This is a genomic window from Labilibaculum manganireducens (assembly GCF_002843385.1).
GTDB lineage: Bacteria > Bacteroidota > Bacteroidia > Bacteroidales > Marinifilaceae > Labilibaculum > Labilibaculum manganireducens.
Map to the genome: position 1 here is coordinate 15,500 of NZ_MVDE01000041.1, position 14,509 is coordinate 30,008.

14 protein-coding genes are annotated in these 14,509 nt (G+C 37.6%); 7 read left to right on the plus strand and 7 right to left on the minus strand.

Features of this window, described 5'->3' with window-relative positions:
- Positions 1-4: 4 nt before the first annotated feature.
- From dacB to BZG01_RS18660, 4 genes are read right to left on the minus strand one after another with little or no spacing between them, the layout of a single operon-like run.
- Complete coding sequence (gene dacB, locus BZG01_RS18645) at positions 5-1,429, minus strand: D-alanyl-D-alanine carboxypeptidase/D-alanyl-D-alanine endopeptidase (protein WP_180327391.1); 1,425 nt, start codon at positions 1,427-1,429, stop codon at positions 5-7.
- Entirely contained in the window at positions 1,422-1,622 is a 201-nt protein-coding gene (xseB, locus tag BZG01_RS18650; protein ID WP_101259469.1) for an exodeoxyribonuclease VII small subunit, read from the minus strand. The genes dacB and xseB overlap by 8 nt, the downstream gene beginning before the upstream one ends.
- Positions 1,615-3,027 carry an exodeoxyribonuclease VII large subunit gene (xseA, locus tag BZG01_RS18655; protein ID WP_101311357.1) on the minus strand — a complete coding sequence of 471 codons (1,413 nt, stop codon included), beginning with the start codon at positions 3,025-3,027 and terminating at the stop codon, positions 1,615-1,617. Before xseA ends, xseB begins: the two co-directional genes overlap by 8 nt.
- A 52-nt stretch (positions 3,028-3,079) precedes the next feature.
- Positions 3,080-3,880: a toxin-antitoxin system YwqK family antitoxin gene (locus tag BZG01_RS18660; RefSeq protein ID WP_101311358.1), complete on the minus strand. Its 801-nt coding sequence runs from the start codon at positions 3,878-3,880 to the stop codon at positions 3,080-3,082.
- A gap of 328 nt (positions 3,881-4,208) precedes the next feature.
- Here BZG01_RS18660 and BZG01_RS18665 point away from each other — a divergent pair, with 328 nt between their 5' ends.
- The 4 genes from BZG01_RS18665 (at position 4,209) to BZG01_RS18680 (ending at position 7,210) form a co-directional block, all read left to right on the plus strand.
- On the plus strand, positions 4,209-4,895 hold the full coding sequence (locus BZG01_RS18665) for a hypothetical protein (RefSeq protein WP_101311359.1): 687 nt from the start codon (positions 4,209-4,211) through the stop codon (positions 4,893-4,895).
- 364 nt (positions 4,896-5,259) lie between these two features.
- Complete coding sequence (rhuM, locus tag BZG01_RS18670; RefSeq protein WP_101311360.1) at positions 5,260-5,907, plus strand: RhuM family protein; 648 nt, start codon at positions 5,260-5,262, stop codon at positions 5,905-5,907.
- A 158-nt stretch (positions 5,908-6,065) separates the two neighbouring features.
- Positions 6,066-6,434 carry a nuclear transport factor 2 family protein gene (locus BZG01_RS18675; RefSeq protein ID WP_101311361.1) on the plus strand — a complete coding sequence of 123 codons (369 nt, stop codon included), beginning with the start codon at positions 6,066-6,068 and terminating at the stop codon, positions 6,432-6,434.
- Positions 6,435-6,454: 20 nt separating this feature from the next.
- Complete coding sequence (locus BZG01_RS18680) at positions 6,455-7,210, plus strand: hypothetical protein (RefSeq protein ID WP_101311362.1); 756 nt, start codon at positions 6,455-6,457, stop codon at positions 7,208-7,210.
- On the opposite strand, the gene dcm is transcribed toward BZG01_RS18680, so the two are convergent.
- Positions 7,207-8,187 carry a DNA (cytosine-5-)-methyltransferase gene (gene dcm, locus BZG01_RS18685; RefSeq protein WP_101311363.1) on the minus strand — a complete coding sequence of 327 codons (981 nt, stop codon included), beginning with the start codon at positions 8,185-8,187 and terminating at the stop codon, positions 7,207-7,209. The genes BZG01_RS18680 and dcm overlap by 4 nt on opposite strands.
- A 192-nt stretch (positions 8,188-8,379) precedes the next feature.
- Positions 8,380-10,281 (minus strand): molecular chaperone DnaK, encoded by a 1,902-nt coding sequence (gene dnaK, locus BZG01_RS18690; RefSeq protein WP_101311364.1) that lies wholly within the window; start codon positions 10,279-10,281, stop codon positions 8,380-8,382.
- 358 nt (positions 10,282-10,639) lie between these two features.
- Here dnaK and panB point away from each other — a divergent pair, with 358 nt between their 5' ends.
- Positions 10,640-11,458 carry a 3-methyl-2-oxobutanoate hydroxymethyltransferase gene (gene panB / locus BZG01_RS18695; protein WP_101311365.1) on the plus strand — a complete coding sequence of 273 codons (819 nt, stop codon included), beginning with the start codon at positions 10,640-10,642 and terminating at the stop codon, positions 11,456-11,458.
- Positions 11,459-11,578: 120 nt separating this feature from the next.
- Positions 11,579-12,277: an RluA family pseudouridine synthase gene (locus tag BZG01_RS18700; protein WP_180327392.1), complete on the plus strand. Its 699-nt coding sequence runs from the start codon at positions 11,579-11,581 to the stop codon at positions 12,275-12,277.
- A 180-nt stretch (positions 12,278-12,457) separates the two neighbouring features.
- On the opposite strand, the gene cdd is transcribed toward BZG01_RS18700, so the two are convergent.
- Positions 12,458-12,943, minus strand: coding sequence for a cytidine deaminase (cdd, locus tag BZG01_RS18705; protein WP_101311366.1), 486 nt, complete (start codon positions 12,941-12,943; stop codon positions 12,458-12,460).
- 321 nt (positions 12,944-13,264) lie between these two features.
- Between cdd and BZG01_RS18710 the strand changes: the two genes are divergently transcribed.
- Positions 13,265-14,200, plus strand: a complete 936-nt coding sequence (locus BZG01_RS18710; protein WP_101311367.1) for a glucosaminidase domain-containing protein — start codon at positions 13,265-13,267, stop codon at positions 14,198-14,200.
- The last annotated feature ends 309 nt before the right edge of the window (positions 14,201-14,509 follow it).

The window sequence follows — 14,509 nt, forward strand, 5'->3', positions numbered from 1 at the left end:
GAAGTTATGAATTATAAAGCTGATTTAAAAGAGTTAAAAGTTTAATATTTACAGCAGATGATGAGCAGGAATAATTATTAATTAAAATTGTTACAGCATATTCTTTTCCTGATTTTGTTGTCAGATAGCCGCAATAAGTTCTTACACCAGTCATCGATCCGGTTTTAGCCTTCCAGTTCCCTTGCAGATCACTATTCCGGCCGAACGATTTTAAAGTGCCTGATATCCCGGCAACAGGCAATGAAGAGCTAAACTCATTTGAATACCTGCTCTGATACATGATTCTTAAAATCTGATCGAAAAAGTCTGCAGAAACAGCGTTGAAGTGGGAGAGTCCGCTGCCATCGAACAGTGATATGTATTTTGTGGGAAGACCTTTTTGATTCCAGAAATTTTTAACAGCTTCAATTCCATTTTCCCAGCTTGCCTTTCCTGATTCTTTTGCTCCAATCTCGAAAAGCATATGATCGGCAAAAAGGTTGATGCTTTTTTGATTGGTAAGGCTTACAATGTCTTTCAGCTCCGGAGAATTCAAATTAAGAAGCAAACTTCTTTCTTTAGCAGGAAGAACCTTGTTTTCTATTGAGATTCCTACTTGCAGAAACGATTGATTCAGAGATTCGATTAAGCTGTTTTTTGGCTGCAAAAGGGCTCCTTTCACTTCAAATTGGGCTCTGTTTTGTGGAATGCTTCCTTCAATCCTTCGCTGATTACTGGTATTTCCACCAAAAATATAGGCCAGGTCGCGGTTTACAACCGAGCTGATTACCTGATTATCAAAAACCAATCCTGTGTTTTGCGGTTCTGTTTTTGTCAATTGTGTTGCAGTGCCGGCATTTCCCGATGAAAAAAACAGGCTGTACATATTATCATGAAAGCTAAGTCCGTTGGGAATTGCACCGTAGTAATTTCCGATATCTTCCCAGATCCATGTTGCAGGTATTTTGGCTTCAATATAAGAGTCGTCAGCCAGTATTTTTCCTTGGATTTTCAGGATGCCAAGCGCCTTAATTTTCTCTGCAATCTGTTGCTCAATCGGTTTTTCGTTCTCAAAATATTTCGACCCCAGTGTTGGATCTCCAAAACCTTTCACAATCAGATTTCCAACAAGAGTTCCGTTTTTAAGAAGTTCTCCGTCGGTTTCAACTTGCGTTGCAAACTGATAATTGTTTCCTAAAATCTCCAGGGCAGCAGCCGTGGTAATTAATTTTTGTGTTGATGCGGGAACCAAGGCCAAATGAGCTTGGTTCATTGCTAAATTTTTACTTGTTTTCACATCCGAGACAACAATTCCTATTCCGGCCGAATAAAAACAGCTGTCCGATACAAACTCATTCACGTAAGTCTGTAATTTGTTAGGCCTGGGTTTCTGAGCTTCACAAGAAATTCCCAATAAGGAAACAATGAAAACAAGCAGTAATTTATTCATCCATCTCATTTAAAATTTTCTCAACTTCTTTTTCGGTATTGTGAAGCTTCTCTTTGCAGATTACAAGAAGCTCCGAAACCCGTTTCACTTTATCCGATAAATCATCCACATCCAGCTCGTCATTCTCGATGGAAGCAATGGTTTCTTCAATTTCGGTAATTGCATCGCGGTAGCTTGTCTTTTTTTTAGCCATTTGTATTTAATTTAGTCGTTTTAGTTTTTCGGTTGATTTTTTGAACCTGACTTTCAACGCTTCCGTTGGCAAACCGGGTTTCAATAATGTCTTGGGGCGATAGCTGATCAATATCCTTTATTATTTTTCCTTCTTTCAAACTTAAGGTATATCCTTTTTTCAAAATATGATCAGGATTAAGATATTTTACCGATTGCCCGAATAATGACAGATGGTGTTTCTGCTGCTCAATCTGTCTCTTAATCTTGGTTTTAAGTTTTATTTGCAACTGATTGATAAGCGTTTTTTGATTTTCAATTCTTCGTTCTGTAGAATACTGAAATTGTGAATTCAGTCTTTGCTGATAATGAAATTGATTGCCCAGCAAATGCGTGCCTGCAGTTTTTAGTCTCTGTTTGGCTGCACTCAGCTGATTCGATTTCCGTTCCAGTATCTGACTCACCATGGGCGAGAATTTGTTGGTTAAGTGCACCAGTTTTTCCGATGAGGATAAAAGAACTTCATTCACCTCTTCTAAAAATTGCTCGCGTAAACCATTCTGATATTCTCTGCATTCGTCGAAACAATCAATTAAGAATTCGGCAGCAGCAGTTGGTGTTTTTACTTTGGTATGAGCCACCAAATCAACAATCGTTTCATCTCTTTCGTGTCCAATCCCCGAAATTACCGGCATTGGAAATTGAGCAATGTTAAAAGCCAGCCAATAGCTGTCAAAACAATTTAAATCTGCCTGCGAGCCACCACCACGAATAATAACGGCAACATCAAATACATCTTCGTATTCATTTATTTTATCGAGAGCAGCAATTATCGATTCTTCGGCATTATTTCCCTGCATAACAGCCGGAAACAATTTGTAGTGGAATTTGTAACCGAATGAGTTGTTATCGAGCTGATTTGTGAAGTCGTCGTAGCCTGCAGCCGTAGGCGAGGAGATGATGGCAATACATTTTGGAATTTCAGGAAAAGCCAGTTCCTTATTCATTTCCAACACACCTTCTTCATCCAGCCGTGCAATAATTTCTTTTCTCCGCCGGGCCATGTCTCCCAAAGTGTAGGTGGGGTCAATGTCTTTGATATTTAAGGAGAAACCATAAATTTCCTGAAACTCAACACTTACATTTACCAATACTTTTATTCCTGACGAAAAAGACTGACCTGTTGTTGTTTCGAAGTAAGGTTTCAGCATCCGAAAGGTGTAGGACCAAATGGTAGCTTTTGCTTTTGCAATAATCTGATCGCTGTTTTCACCTTTTTCAACCAGTTCCAGATAACAATGTCCGTTTTGATTGTAACGCAGTTCACTAATTTCAGCCACAATCCAAACGCCCGAAGTAAATGTATCGGAAAGTATATTTTTTATTTGCTGATTCAGCTGAAAAAGACTGATTCCTTTTTGGCTCATCTACTTATAATTAATGAAGTTGTGTTTCGGAGAATGGTAAATATGCAGGTGTTTATCTCATTTGCGAGCGAAGATAGGAATCCGGATCATCAACAAATTTTTCAGGATCGATTAAATGATCCTTTTGTTTCTCCATTTCCTCTAATTTTTTCTGTTGGATACTATCCAGTTCATCCTGATTGCCGGCAATGCCGTTTTTGTATTCTATATTGAAAAGAAGTTCGCCTTTTTCAGAATAAAAATCCCATTTCCCGTCACGTCTGTTGTTTTTGTAGGTGCCGCTAAATTCGATCACTCCATTTGGAAAGTACGATTGAGTGATGCCATCTAAATTCCCGGAGCTGTAATTTGCCTCCAAATATGTTTTTCCATTTTCAAAATAACGTTTCCAGATTCCATGTCGTTTGCCATTTAGGAAGCTAAGGGTTTCGGCAGGTTTGCCGTTTTTAAAGTAGTACACACTTTCACCATTTTTTATTCCCCTGGTAAATGTTTCGCTGGCGCGGATGTTTTTATTCTTATCAAAATACACCCAAATACTATCCTTTTTCGATTGTATGAAATTTCCTTTTGCAATTAATCCTGCAGATTCATTGTAAAGAATAGCTTTCGCTTTTTGTCCTTCACTGGTGAAAAATAATTCAGCTTTTAAATTGCCGTTTTCGTGATAACGTTTCATTTCTCCAATCGGGAAATTGTCTTTAAAAGTTCCGGAATATTTAAGCCTGCCATTGGTGTGTGATTTTTCCCATACACCTTGTTTGTTCCCCAGCTCATCGGTTCTGTTAATTTGCTGTGCAAAGTTTAGCAGCGGCAAAAGGATAAAGGCGAATAATAGTATTTTTTTTGTCATCTTATTTTTATTGGGTCTATACAAAACTACTAAAAGATTGATTGATGCTAAAAAAAACAGATAGCTTTTCCCATTAAAATCAAGACCTTTTCCTATGCGATTCAAAAAACATGTTGTATATCATTTTTTATATTTTTCCGATCGTGCTGATTTTTTGTATTTTATGAGTCGGAAATGATCGAATCTCGTGTAATTATGTTATGAATTACAGAAAGATGATTTCTTTAATTTTCGATGCTGTTTTATAAAAGATTCTGTAAGTGGTGAGATAGAATAGCAGCAAAGAAAGAGAGTGTAAAATGTATGCATAACTAACAAAAATGGTGGTATGGAAACAATAGATTTTCCTTTTAGTTTTGATGAAATGCCGGTGGCGGCAAAATTCTTGCTGGATAGTTACACCCGGGATATGGCAGATTTCAACAGAATGTATCCGATATTCGATGAGACTTTTAAAGCCCGTGTAAGTGAACAAATTCAACGGGCAAAAGAATATGTGAATTGTGGTCCCGAGGGAGTACAGATTCAAAACCTTCGTTCTGGAATTTATAAACGGATCGAATCTCTGAACAACATGATACTTGAGGTTCAGGATAACTTCCCGGTATCCCGGATAAACGAATTTGATAAGATTGTAGAAATCGTTGAAAAGAAGGATTTGAAAGCCATTCTCACAGTGATTCCAAAATTCATAGTGCAGTTGGAAGCGAATATTCCCCGCGAAAATGCCGAGGTCACCCAAACGATTATTGAGAAAATTTTGACTCTTTTTCAGGTGCTCAAATTAAATAGAATAGAACTCAATCGTTTGCTTAACTCAAGAGGTTTGCTAAAAGAAGAAGTATTCCGTTGTTTGAATCATTTGTGGGCAACCATGCAGGATATTATGGAGATAGGACAGGATTTGTATAGAAAATCAGATCCTATGAAATGCGTGGAGTACGAATCGAACTATTTAAAAATGAAAGTGAAAAGTTTTTGGCTGCATACCAGTCAGGATTTGGTAGCGTCCTGACATTTCATAATTAATTAAACTCTAAATAAAATACAAAGCCCGTTTTGAACCTTCGAAACGGGCTTTTTGTTGCCTTACATAGAAATTGATAGTGCCTGCATAAATAAAGTTGCATTATCCTTTATTTGTTAGTCTGTAATGCCCTGTAAAATATTGTGGGGAATGTTTTGTTTACGGTTTATTGTTCTGTAGATTAGTGTGCGAATTCATAGAAAAACGCGCATTTGTTTTTGCAAAAAATTAAGAGCCCTAGTCATCGAATTGCTGGAGATAAGAGCTCAATGAATAGCAAAATAAATAAACACAACAATCATTAAGGCTGCAAAAGCAAACATTAACTATTGATCCATCACCATTAACAATTATGGGTAGCGAAATAACTATATATCAAACCGAAGATGGTAATACCAAAATTCAAACTCGCTTAGAGAATGAAACTGTTTGGCTTACTATTGAGCAAATGGCTGAACTGTTTCAAAAAGCAAAGTCAACCATAAACGAACATATTTTAAATATTTACAAAGAGGCTGAGCTCGAAAAAGAAACATCTATGAGAAAAATCGGAAATTCCGATTTTTCTACCAAGCCAACCAATTTTTATAATCTCGATGTTATTATTTCGGTAGGTTACAGAGTTAAAAGCTTGCAGGGAACAAAATTTAGACAATGGGCAACCACACGTCTTAAAGAGTATATTATAAAAGGTTTTACAATGAACGACGAACTGCTGAAAGAAGCAGGTGGTGGTAATTATTTCGACGAATTACTAGCTCGTATTCGTGATATACGTTCTTCTGAAAAAGTTTTTTGGAGAAAGGTTTTAGATATATATGCTACAAGCATCGATTATGATCCAAAATCTGAAATATCATATGCCTTTTTCAAAACAGTGCAAAATAAAATGCGTTGGGATAGTATTACTGAAGTTGAACGCGAACTCAGAAACTATATAAAAGGTTTCACTTCGATTGGAGTCGAAATTAATGAAGATTTTGACCGATTAAAATATTAAAAAAAATGCCCTGGAGGATGCATAAAAATAATAGCGGTAATGGTTATAAATTCAAAGTTTGCTGCCTATACCTCTTGCGTAATATAACAGGAAAGCAAACTTAAATAGCTATTGCTTGACCAATTAACCATTGTAGAAATGAGTTCAAATGCAAAAATATGACCCAAAACGAAGAAATAATTGAATGCGAAAATAGACTTTTAGAAGCTATGAGAACTGGTGATATCAAAGTTCTTGAGGAACTTTTACACGACAATTTAATTTTCACTATTCCAACAGGACAGACAATTACGAAGGAAATGGATATTGAAAATTATCGTTCGGGAATTTTAAAGGTTTCTGAAATATTGGTAACAGATCAGATCATAAATTCGATTGACGACGTTTCTACCGTGGCAGTTACACTTTATTTAAAAGCAAAATATGCAGATCAATTGGTTGAAGGAACATACAGATATTTAAGAGTTTGGAAATTATTTAACCATTCGTGGCGAGTGATTGCAGGGAGTGGATTTCAAATTCAATAGTTAGGAGTTTATTGACTGAAATGAAATTAGAGCGTAAGAATTCCGGCGAATATTTTATTACTGCTAAAAGAGAATTTAAAGCAGCGGCGATTGACCGGACTACAATTGCTGTTTGTTTTGATTTTGCTTGGCACATGGTTTTTGGGGAAGGTCATCATCGAAAGCATCGCTCAGGAGGAAAGCAGGAAAGGAATAAGGGCGAATTGTTTGCGAATACTTTTCAGGGGAAATTGGCTGAATTTGTTACTTACAGTGAGCTGTTGAAAAGAGGTTTTGCGGATGTTGAGAAACCCGATACCGGTATTTACGGCAAAGCCATTTGGGACGATGCCGATCTGGAATGCCGGGGCAAAAGAATCAATATTAAATCGGCGGCATTTTTTTCCAACTTGTTACTGCTCGAGGCAAAAGACTGGAATGGGAAAGGGGAGTACCTTCCTAATTTAGCGAACGGCACCAACCAACACTACGATTTCTTTTTACTGGTGAGAACTAAGCCGGATAGTAAAAAACTGCTGAAAGTCCATCAGCTTTTTTATGCCAACGAGCTTGATTTTGAGTCGCTGAAAGAGATAATATTGGGTGAGAAATGGACTTTCGATTTTGCGGGTGTTTGCACTCAGGAAACCATCAGACATATTATTGGTGAAGGATATCTGTTGCCTCAAAATTCTCTTTTAAACGGCAAAATAAAAATGGATGCAGCCAATTACTACATCCAGTGCGGCGATTTAAAGGAATTCGATTTTCTGATTTGTGAATTGCAAAAGCTTTAGTTACTGCTTATTTTGCAGTCTATCCCCTCAATTGCTTTCAATATGTTTTCGGCAATTTTCTCGATAACGGGAACACTCACCGAGTTGCCGGCTTGTTTGTAGAGGTGTGAGTTGGCAATTTCGGGCAAAATATAAGTATCGGGAAAGCCCTGAAATTTAAAACACTCTTTAGGCGTTAATTTTCTGATTCCAAACCCGGTTTTTATTAAAGGAACATTATGTCCGCCAGTGCCCATATTGGCCGTTAAAGTGGGACAGACATCCGATTTGTTCTCTCTCACATATTGTCTTCGAAACTGATATACGGTATCGTCTCTTGTGATATCGTTCTGCAGCATTTCAAACATGTATTTGTCTTCGCGGTAATAAAATTTCTCATCCACTTTACCTTTCAGGAATACACTTTTTACCTTTCGGGTTAACGTTTCTTTGGCTGGAAAATCGAAGTATTTATAGTTTTCGGGATACACATCTTTATCGAATCCGACGATGAAAATCCGTTCCCTGTTGTGTGGAATGTTGCCGTAATCTTTTGTGTTCAGTACTTTGGAGTGAAAAGAATAGTTTCTCTTTTCGATTTCGTTCCGAATTACTTTAAAGGTATTTCCTTTATCGTGCCCAACCAGATTTTTTACATTTTCGAAGAACAAAACTTTGGGTCTCATTTCGTCTACAAAATCGAGCATTCTAAAAAAATGATTTCCCCGGTTGTCGCCGAATCCTTTTCTGTAGCCTGCCACCGAAAAAGGCTGACAGGGAAAACCACCGGCAAGCACATCTACATTATTCAGGCTACTGATATCAATTTCCATGATATCGCCTTCAATCAGTTTGTGAGTGAAATTTTCACGATAGGTAACACAGGCGTTTTTGTCATATTCATTGGCCCACGAAACAGCAAATCCTGAGTTTTTAAATCCCAGACAGATTCCGCCAACACCCGCATATAAACTCCCAACCGTAAATTTGTTCTTCATAATTCTGATAATTGTGGTTTGCGAAAATAGGGGTTTTTATTGAAAAATGAGAACAGAAACAGGATAAAGGAGAGTGGGAAATAAGAATGAGTAACCGGCCTGCAGGTGAAAGTAAGAATCAGTTACAATCTGTACAAATAAAAAATGGCGGTCAATTAATTTGACCGCCATTTGCTTTTATCTGAAGTTGAATTATTTCACTTCTTCGAAGTCTACATCAGTAACTTCGTCATTTTTGGCTGCACCTTCAGCTTGAGGTTCGCCACCTGTCTGACCAGCCTGAGCATCTTGTGCCTGAGCGTTGTACATTTCCTGAGAAGCTGCCTGGAAAACAGTGTTCAATTCTTCAACAGCTGCATTACATGCATCAACATCCTGAGCTGCGTGAGCAGTTTTCAATTTAGCCAAAGCATCTTCGATAGGCTGCTTTTTGTCAGCAGGAAGTTTATCACCGATTTCTTTCAATTGCTTTTCAGTCTGGAAAATCATACTGTCAGCTTTATTCAGAGCATCAACTTTTTCTTTTGCGGCAGTATCAGCAGCTTCGTTTTCTTTAGCTTCCTGTCTCATTCTTTCGATTTCAGCATCAGATAATCCCGATGAAGCTTCGATACGAATGCTTTGCTCTTTTCCAGTTCCTTTATCTTTCGCAGAAACATGAAGAATACCATTCGCGTCAATATCAAAAGTTACTTCGATTTGAGGAATTCCACGAGGTGCCGGTGGAATGCTGTCTAAATGGAAACGGCCAATTGTTTTGTTGCCGTTAGCCATCGGACGCTCACCCTGAAGAATATGAATTTCTACAGAAGGCTGATTATCAGCAGCAGTTGTAAAAGTTTCAGTTTTCTTAGTAGGAATAGTTGTGTTCGACTCAATTAATCTTGTCATTACACTTCCCATTGTTTCAATTCCCAATGAAAGAGGAGTAACATCTAAAAGAAGTACATCTGTTACATCACCGGAAAGAACACCACCTTGAATTGCTGCACCAACTGCAACCACCTCGTCAGGATTAACACCTTTTGAAGGAACTTTTCCAAAGTAATCCTCAACCAGTTTCTGAATAGCAGGAATACGTGTAGATCCACCCACTAAAATTACTTCGTCGATATCGGATGTTGAAATACCAGCATCTTTAAGAGCCAATTTACATGGCGCAAGAACAGCCTGAATCAATTTATCTGACAATTGCTCGAATTGTGCACGGGATAATGATTTAACAAGGTGTTTTGGAATACCATCAACCGGCATAATGTATGGCAAATTGATTTCAGTGCTTGTAGAACTCGAAAGTTCAACTTTAGCTTTTTCAGCAGCTTCTTTCAAACGCTGAAGAGCCATTGGATCTTTACGCAAGTCAATTCTTTCATCAGCAAGGAAACTTTCAGCCAACCAGTCAATAATCACCTGATCGAAATCATCACCACCAAGGTGAGTATCACCGTTAGTTGATTTTACTTCGAATACACCGTCGCCTAATTCAAGAATAGAAATATCGAAAGTACCGCCACCAAGGTCAAATACAGCGATTTTCATATCCTGAGCTTTCTTATCAAGACCATATGCCAAAGCAGCGGCAGTAGGCTCGTTGATAATACGTTTTACTGTAAGACCGGCAATTTCACCAGCTTCTTTAGTAGCCTGACGTTGTGAATCGTTGAAATAAGCAGGAACAGTAATTACTGCCTCGGTTACTTCTTGTCCTAAATAGTCTTCAGCAGTTTTCTTCATTTTTTGAAGAACCATTGCTGAAATTTCCTGTGCAGAATATTTACGGTCATCGATTTCAACACGTGGAGTGTTGTTATCACCTTTGATTACTTTATAAGGAACGCGGCCAATTTCTTTAGCCACTTTATCGTAACTTTCTCCCATGAATCTCTTGATAGAAGAAATTGTTTTTGTTGGATTTGTAATAGCCTGACGTTTTGCAGGATCTCCAACTTTTCTTTCGCCGTTTTCTATAAAAGCAACAATAGATGGTGTTGTTCTTTTACCTTCGCTATTAGGAATAACAACAGGCTCGTTACCCTCCATTACAGAAACACAAGAGTTGGTTGTTCCTAAGTCAATTCCAATTATTTTACCCATTTTTAGTATTTATTTAATGTTTTAATTCTATTACTTGTTTGGGATGTTTGTTTCATCCGGTATCAATTTATCAAAGCCTGTGCCATTAGTTATTTTGCCAAAAGAAATGTTATTCTGGCATCGGCGGCCGAAATTTCACGCATTCGCCTGACATGTTTTCTGCCAAAAAGACAGAACAACCTGATTGTGCATTAAGAATTATTAATTGCGAATTGAGGGCTGTCCGGAAATAATTTTTACGCTTTTGCCTTTCTTCTTTTATCTTGTTGCTTTTGCCTTATTTTATAACTTTGCAATTCAATATTCATTATTGTTGGTTAGATTTGATGAACCAAACTAATATCAAAAAAAATTAAAAATGTCAATCCATAAAGAATCCGCAAAGAGAGTAACTACACATGTACTTTCTGAAATGAAGTTAAAGGGCGAGAAGATCTCCATGCTTACTTCGTATGATTATTCCATGGCACTAATTGTTGACAGAGCAGGTGTAGATGTAATTCTGGTTGGCGACTCGGCTTCCAATGTAATGGCCGGACACGAAACTACTTTGCCAATTACCCTGGATCAGATGATTTATCACGGTGCTTCGGTTGTAAGAGCTGTGCAAAGAGCATTGGTTGTTGTCGATCTGCCGTTTGGAACTTATCAGGGAAATTCAAAAGAGGCTTTGAACTCATCCATCCGAATTATGAAAGAGGCCAGTGCCGATGCAGTGAAGCTGGAAGGCGGCCGTGAGGTTCTGGAATCAGTAAATCGGATTCTTTCTGCAGGAATTCCGGTAATGGGACATTTGGGATTAACCCCGCAGTCTATCCATAAATTTGGAACCTATGCGGTTCGTGCCAAAGAGGAAGAAGAAGCCGAAAAACTAATTGAAGATGCCAAACTGTTGGAGGAAGCAGGATGTTTTGCCATTGTTTTGGAAAAAATTCCGGCCACCTTAGCAGCTAAGGTCGCACAGAGTGTTGCAATTCCAATAATTGGAATTGGTGCCGGTGGCGGTGTTGATGGTCAGGTTTTGGTGATTCATGATATGTTGGGAATCACTCAGGAGTTTTCTCCACGTTTCTTACGAAGATATCACAACTTATTTGCTGAAATACAAGGAGCTGTAGAGACTTATATTGGGGATGTAAAATCAAGAGAATTCCCGAATGAGAGAGAGCAGTACTAAAAGCAGAAGAAGCGGGAATAAAGTCTAAGGCATCAAGTATCAGATTCGATGATAAGTATCAAGTCTTTTTTCTTATCTTTGCGCGCTTTCATTTGAAAATTAAATAAATAAGGAGTACCAATGGCGAAAGAACAATTGGATATATTATTCGAAGACAATCATATAATTGCCGTAAATAAAAAGTGTGGTGATATTGTGCAGGGGGATAAATCGGGCGACGAACCTTTAAGTGAAAAGGTAAAAGCCTATATAAAAGAAAAATACAACAAGCCAGGAGATGTTTTTTTAGGTGTTCCACATCGTATCGACAGACCTGTTAGTGGTGTTATTGTGTTTGCTAAAACCAGCAAGGCTTTAACCCGTTTAAGTATGATGTTTCAGCAAAAGGATAAGGAAATCAGTAAAATATATTGGGCAATTGTTCAAAACTGTCCAAGACTCGAGGAAGAAACATTAACTCATTACTTGTTGAAAAATGAGGAGAAGAACAAAACCAATGTTTTCGATAAATTGAAACACGGAGCTAAGGAAGCAACTTTAGAATATAAGTTACTGACTCGTTCTCAGAAATATTTTATGCTCGAAGTTAAATTGCACACCGGTCGTCATCATCAGATTCGTGCGCAGCTGGCTAAAATTGGTATTCCAATCCGCGGCGATTTAAAGTACGGAGCTCCACGGTCTAAAACCGGTGGAGGAATTGGTTTACACGCCAGAGAAATATCATTTATTCATCCGGTAAAGCAAGAGCCGGTTCGAATAGTTGCTCCTGTTCCCAAGAATGATAATCTTTGGAAAGAACTGGCGAATCAGCTATAAGCAAACAAGACCTGTTAAAAAAAATAAATGAAGGTGTCCAAAAAGTATAGTTCCATTGTCATTCTGATCCCGATGAATTCGGGACGAAGAATCTTTCACTCTGAAAAACAGATGTTTCGACTTCGCTCAACATGACAATCCGATACACAATATTACTTTTTGGACACCCTCATTCTTTCATTATTCATCCAGCATTTCTTTTTCAAAATACAGGGGAAGCATTTCTTTTATTGTTTCAACAACTCTGATTTTTTTCTCACCATACAAAATCAATTTGATAGGCTGATTGAATCTTTCTTCCGTTTCCAATAATACCTGCCGGCACGAACCGCAAGGAGGAATTGGTTTGTCTGAAAATTCACCATTGGTACGTGCAGTAACCACAATTGCTTTAACGGCTGCGTTGGGAAATTTTGAATTGGTATAAAACATGGCAACACGCTCGGCACACAGTCCGGAAGGGTAAGCCGAATTCTCCTGATTGTTTCCTTGAATGATTTCATCATTTTCGAGAAGAATGGCTGCACCAACACTAAATTTTGAATAGGGTGAATAGGAGCGGAGAGCTGCTTCTTTGGCATTTTTAACCAATTCTTGTTCTTTCAGAGGTAATTCATCTACCGAATCGTATTCGAATACAGTTGTAATTATTTGGGTTTTCTTCATTTGTTATTCTGTTTGCTCAGATTGTTTTTACGAACTACTGGTATTCCCGCTTAAAGAAATGGAAGCTTGTATCCATTATCAAACGGCAATTAAATCAATACTTTCTGAAATTTAAACATTTTTTTAATAATTATAATAAACAAGCAAGAATAGGCGTTTCCATACATCAGAAACAGATTGTTAATTAAATTAATTGTTTAAAGTAACGGAGGATAACAGGATTGTTATATTTTTATGGTTGTTTTGGAAATCGCGACTAATATATACATAAATAGATTGATTTCCCATTTTTCACACACGATTCAAAAAAACCTAAACCGAATGAAGAGAGTTTTCCTATATATCGTACTGAGTTTTGTTCTTGGTACATCTGTATTTGCAAAAGACTTAACCCGAAAACAATACATCGAAAAATATAAGGATTTGGCTGTGCGCGAAATGCTGCGGACAGGAATTCCTGCTAGTATTACATTGGCTCAGGGTTTGCTTGAATCCGGAAACGGCAACTCAATACTGGCAACAAAAGGCAATAATCATTTCGGAATTAAGTGTCACGACTGGATCGGTCCGAGTATGAAAATGGATGATGACCGCAGAAATGAGTGTTTTAGAAAGTATGATCATGCCTATGATTCTTATAAAGATCATTCTCAGTTTTTAACCACCCGCTCGCGTTATGCATTTCTGTTTAAATACGGTTCCAATGATTACAAACGTTGGGCTCATGGCTTAAAAAAAGCAGGATACGCTACCGATCCTCAATATGCTCATCGATTGATAAAAATTATTGATGAGGAGAATTTGCATCAGCTTGATCAAAAAGGGAAAGGGGAAGATCTGATTATTGAAAAACCAACAGGAACCGATCTGGCAGATATTGATTCCTATTTGGAAATTGATCCGTTTGGAGCACGCCTGGAAATTGCGAATGGAGTACATTATATAATCACCAAAAAAGGCGATACATTCTATAGTATTGAGAAAAATTTAGGAGTAAGCCGAAAGAAACTTCTGAAGTATAATGATCTTCCCAGGAATTATATTCTGCAGCTCAATCAACGATTGTATTTGCACAACAAGCGCGGAAGAGCTGCCAGAGGTTACAATTTCCACAGGGTGAAAGAAGGGGAAAGCTTGTATAGTATTGCGCAGGAATATGGAGTTCGGTTAAAGAGGATCCGAAGATTTAATGGGGTAGATAAGAATTACAAGCCCGAGCCTGGAGAAAGAATCTGGTTAAGAAATAAAAAGAGATAGGTAATATTGACATCAAAATTGATTTTATAAAATAGTGCTTATAGAATCAAGTCATAGCCTGACAAGAACGGCTTGTATATAGTCAGAGCATGACAAGCTGATATTTTAAGAAGGCTGTTGAAATTAAATTGGTACAATTAAATCCGGTTCGATAGAATCGGATTTTTAATTGATTAGGTTTTTTCTCATGTTTTACATAAATTTAAAATTCGAAAGAAAGATAATGGAGTATCCGTCGACACTAAGGGAAACCTGGGATATTTACGTCAGTATTTTGCATTTTTAATTATATAATCAAATCGAAAACAA

Coding starts and splice junctions, on each gene's coding strand:
- dacB (WP_180327391.1), bottom strand. CDS start 1,429: ATGAATAAATTACTGCTTGTTTTCATTGTTTCCTTATTGGGAATTTCT.
- xseB (WP_101259469.1), bottom strand. CDS start 1,622: ATGGCTAAAAAAAAGACAAGCTACCGCGATGCAATTACCGAAATTGAA.
- xseA (WP_101311357.1), bottom strand. CDS start 3,027: ATGAGCCAAAAAGGAATCAGTCTTTTTCAGCTGAATCAGCAAATAAAA.
- BZG01_RS18660 (WP_101311358.1), bottom strand. CDS start 3,880: ATGACAAAAAAAATACTATTATTCGCCTTTATCCTTTTGCCGCTGCTA.
- BZG01_RS18665 (WP_101311359.1), top strand. CDS start 4,209: ATGGAAACAATAGATTTTCCTTTTAGTTTTGATGAAATGCCGGTGGCG.
- rhuM (WP_101311360.1), top strand. CDS start 5,260: ATGGGTAGCGAAATAACTATATATCAAACCGAAGATGGTAATACCAAA.
- BZG01_RS18675 (WP_101311361.1), top strand. CDS start 6,066: ATGACCCAAAACGAAGAAATAATTGAATGCGAAAATAGACTTTTAGAA.
- BZG01_RS18680 (WP_101311362.1), top strand. CDS start 6,455: ATGAAATTAGAGCGTAAGAATTCCGGCGAATATTTTATTACTGCTAAA.
- dcm (WP_101311363.1), bottom strand. CDS start 8,187: ATGAAGAACAAATTTACGGTTGGGAGTTTATATGCGGGTGTTGGCGGA.
- dnaK (WP_101311364.1), bottom strand. CDS start 10,281: ATGGGTAAAATAATTGGAATTGACTTAGGAACAACCAACTCTTGTGTT.
- panB (WP_101311365.1), top strand. CDS start 10,640: ATGTCAATCCATAAAGAATCCGCAAAGAGAGTAACTACACATGTACTT.
- BZG01_RS18700 (WP_180327392.1), top strand. CDS start 11,579: ATGGCGAAAGAACAATTGGATATATTATTCGAAGACAATCATATAATT.
- cdd (WP_101311366.1), bottom strand. CDS start 12,943: ATGAAGAAAACCCAAATAATTACAACTGTATTCGAATACGATTCGGTA.
- BZG01_RS18710 (WP_101311367.1), top strand. CDS start 13,265: ATGAAGAGAGTTTTCCTATATATCGTACTGAGTTTTGTTCTTGGTACA.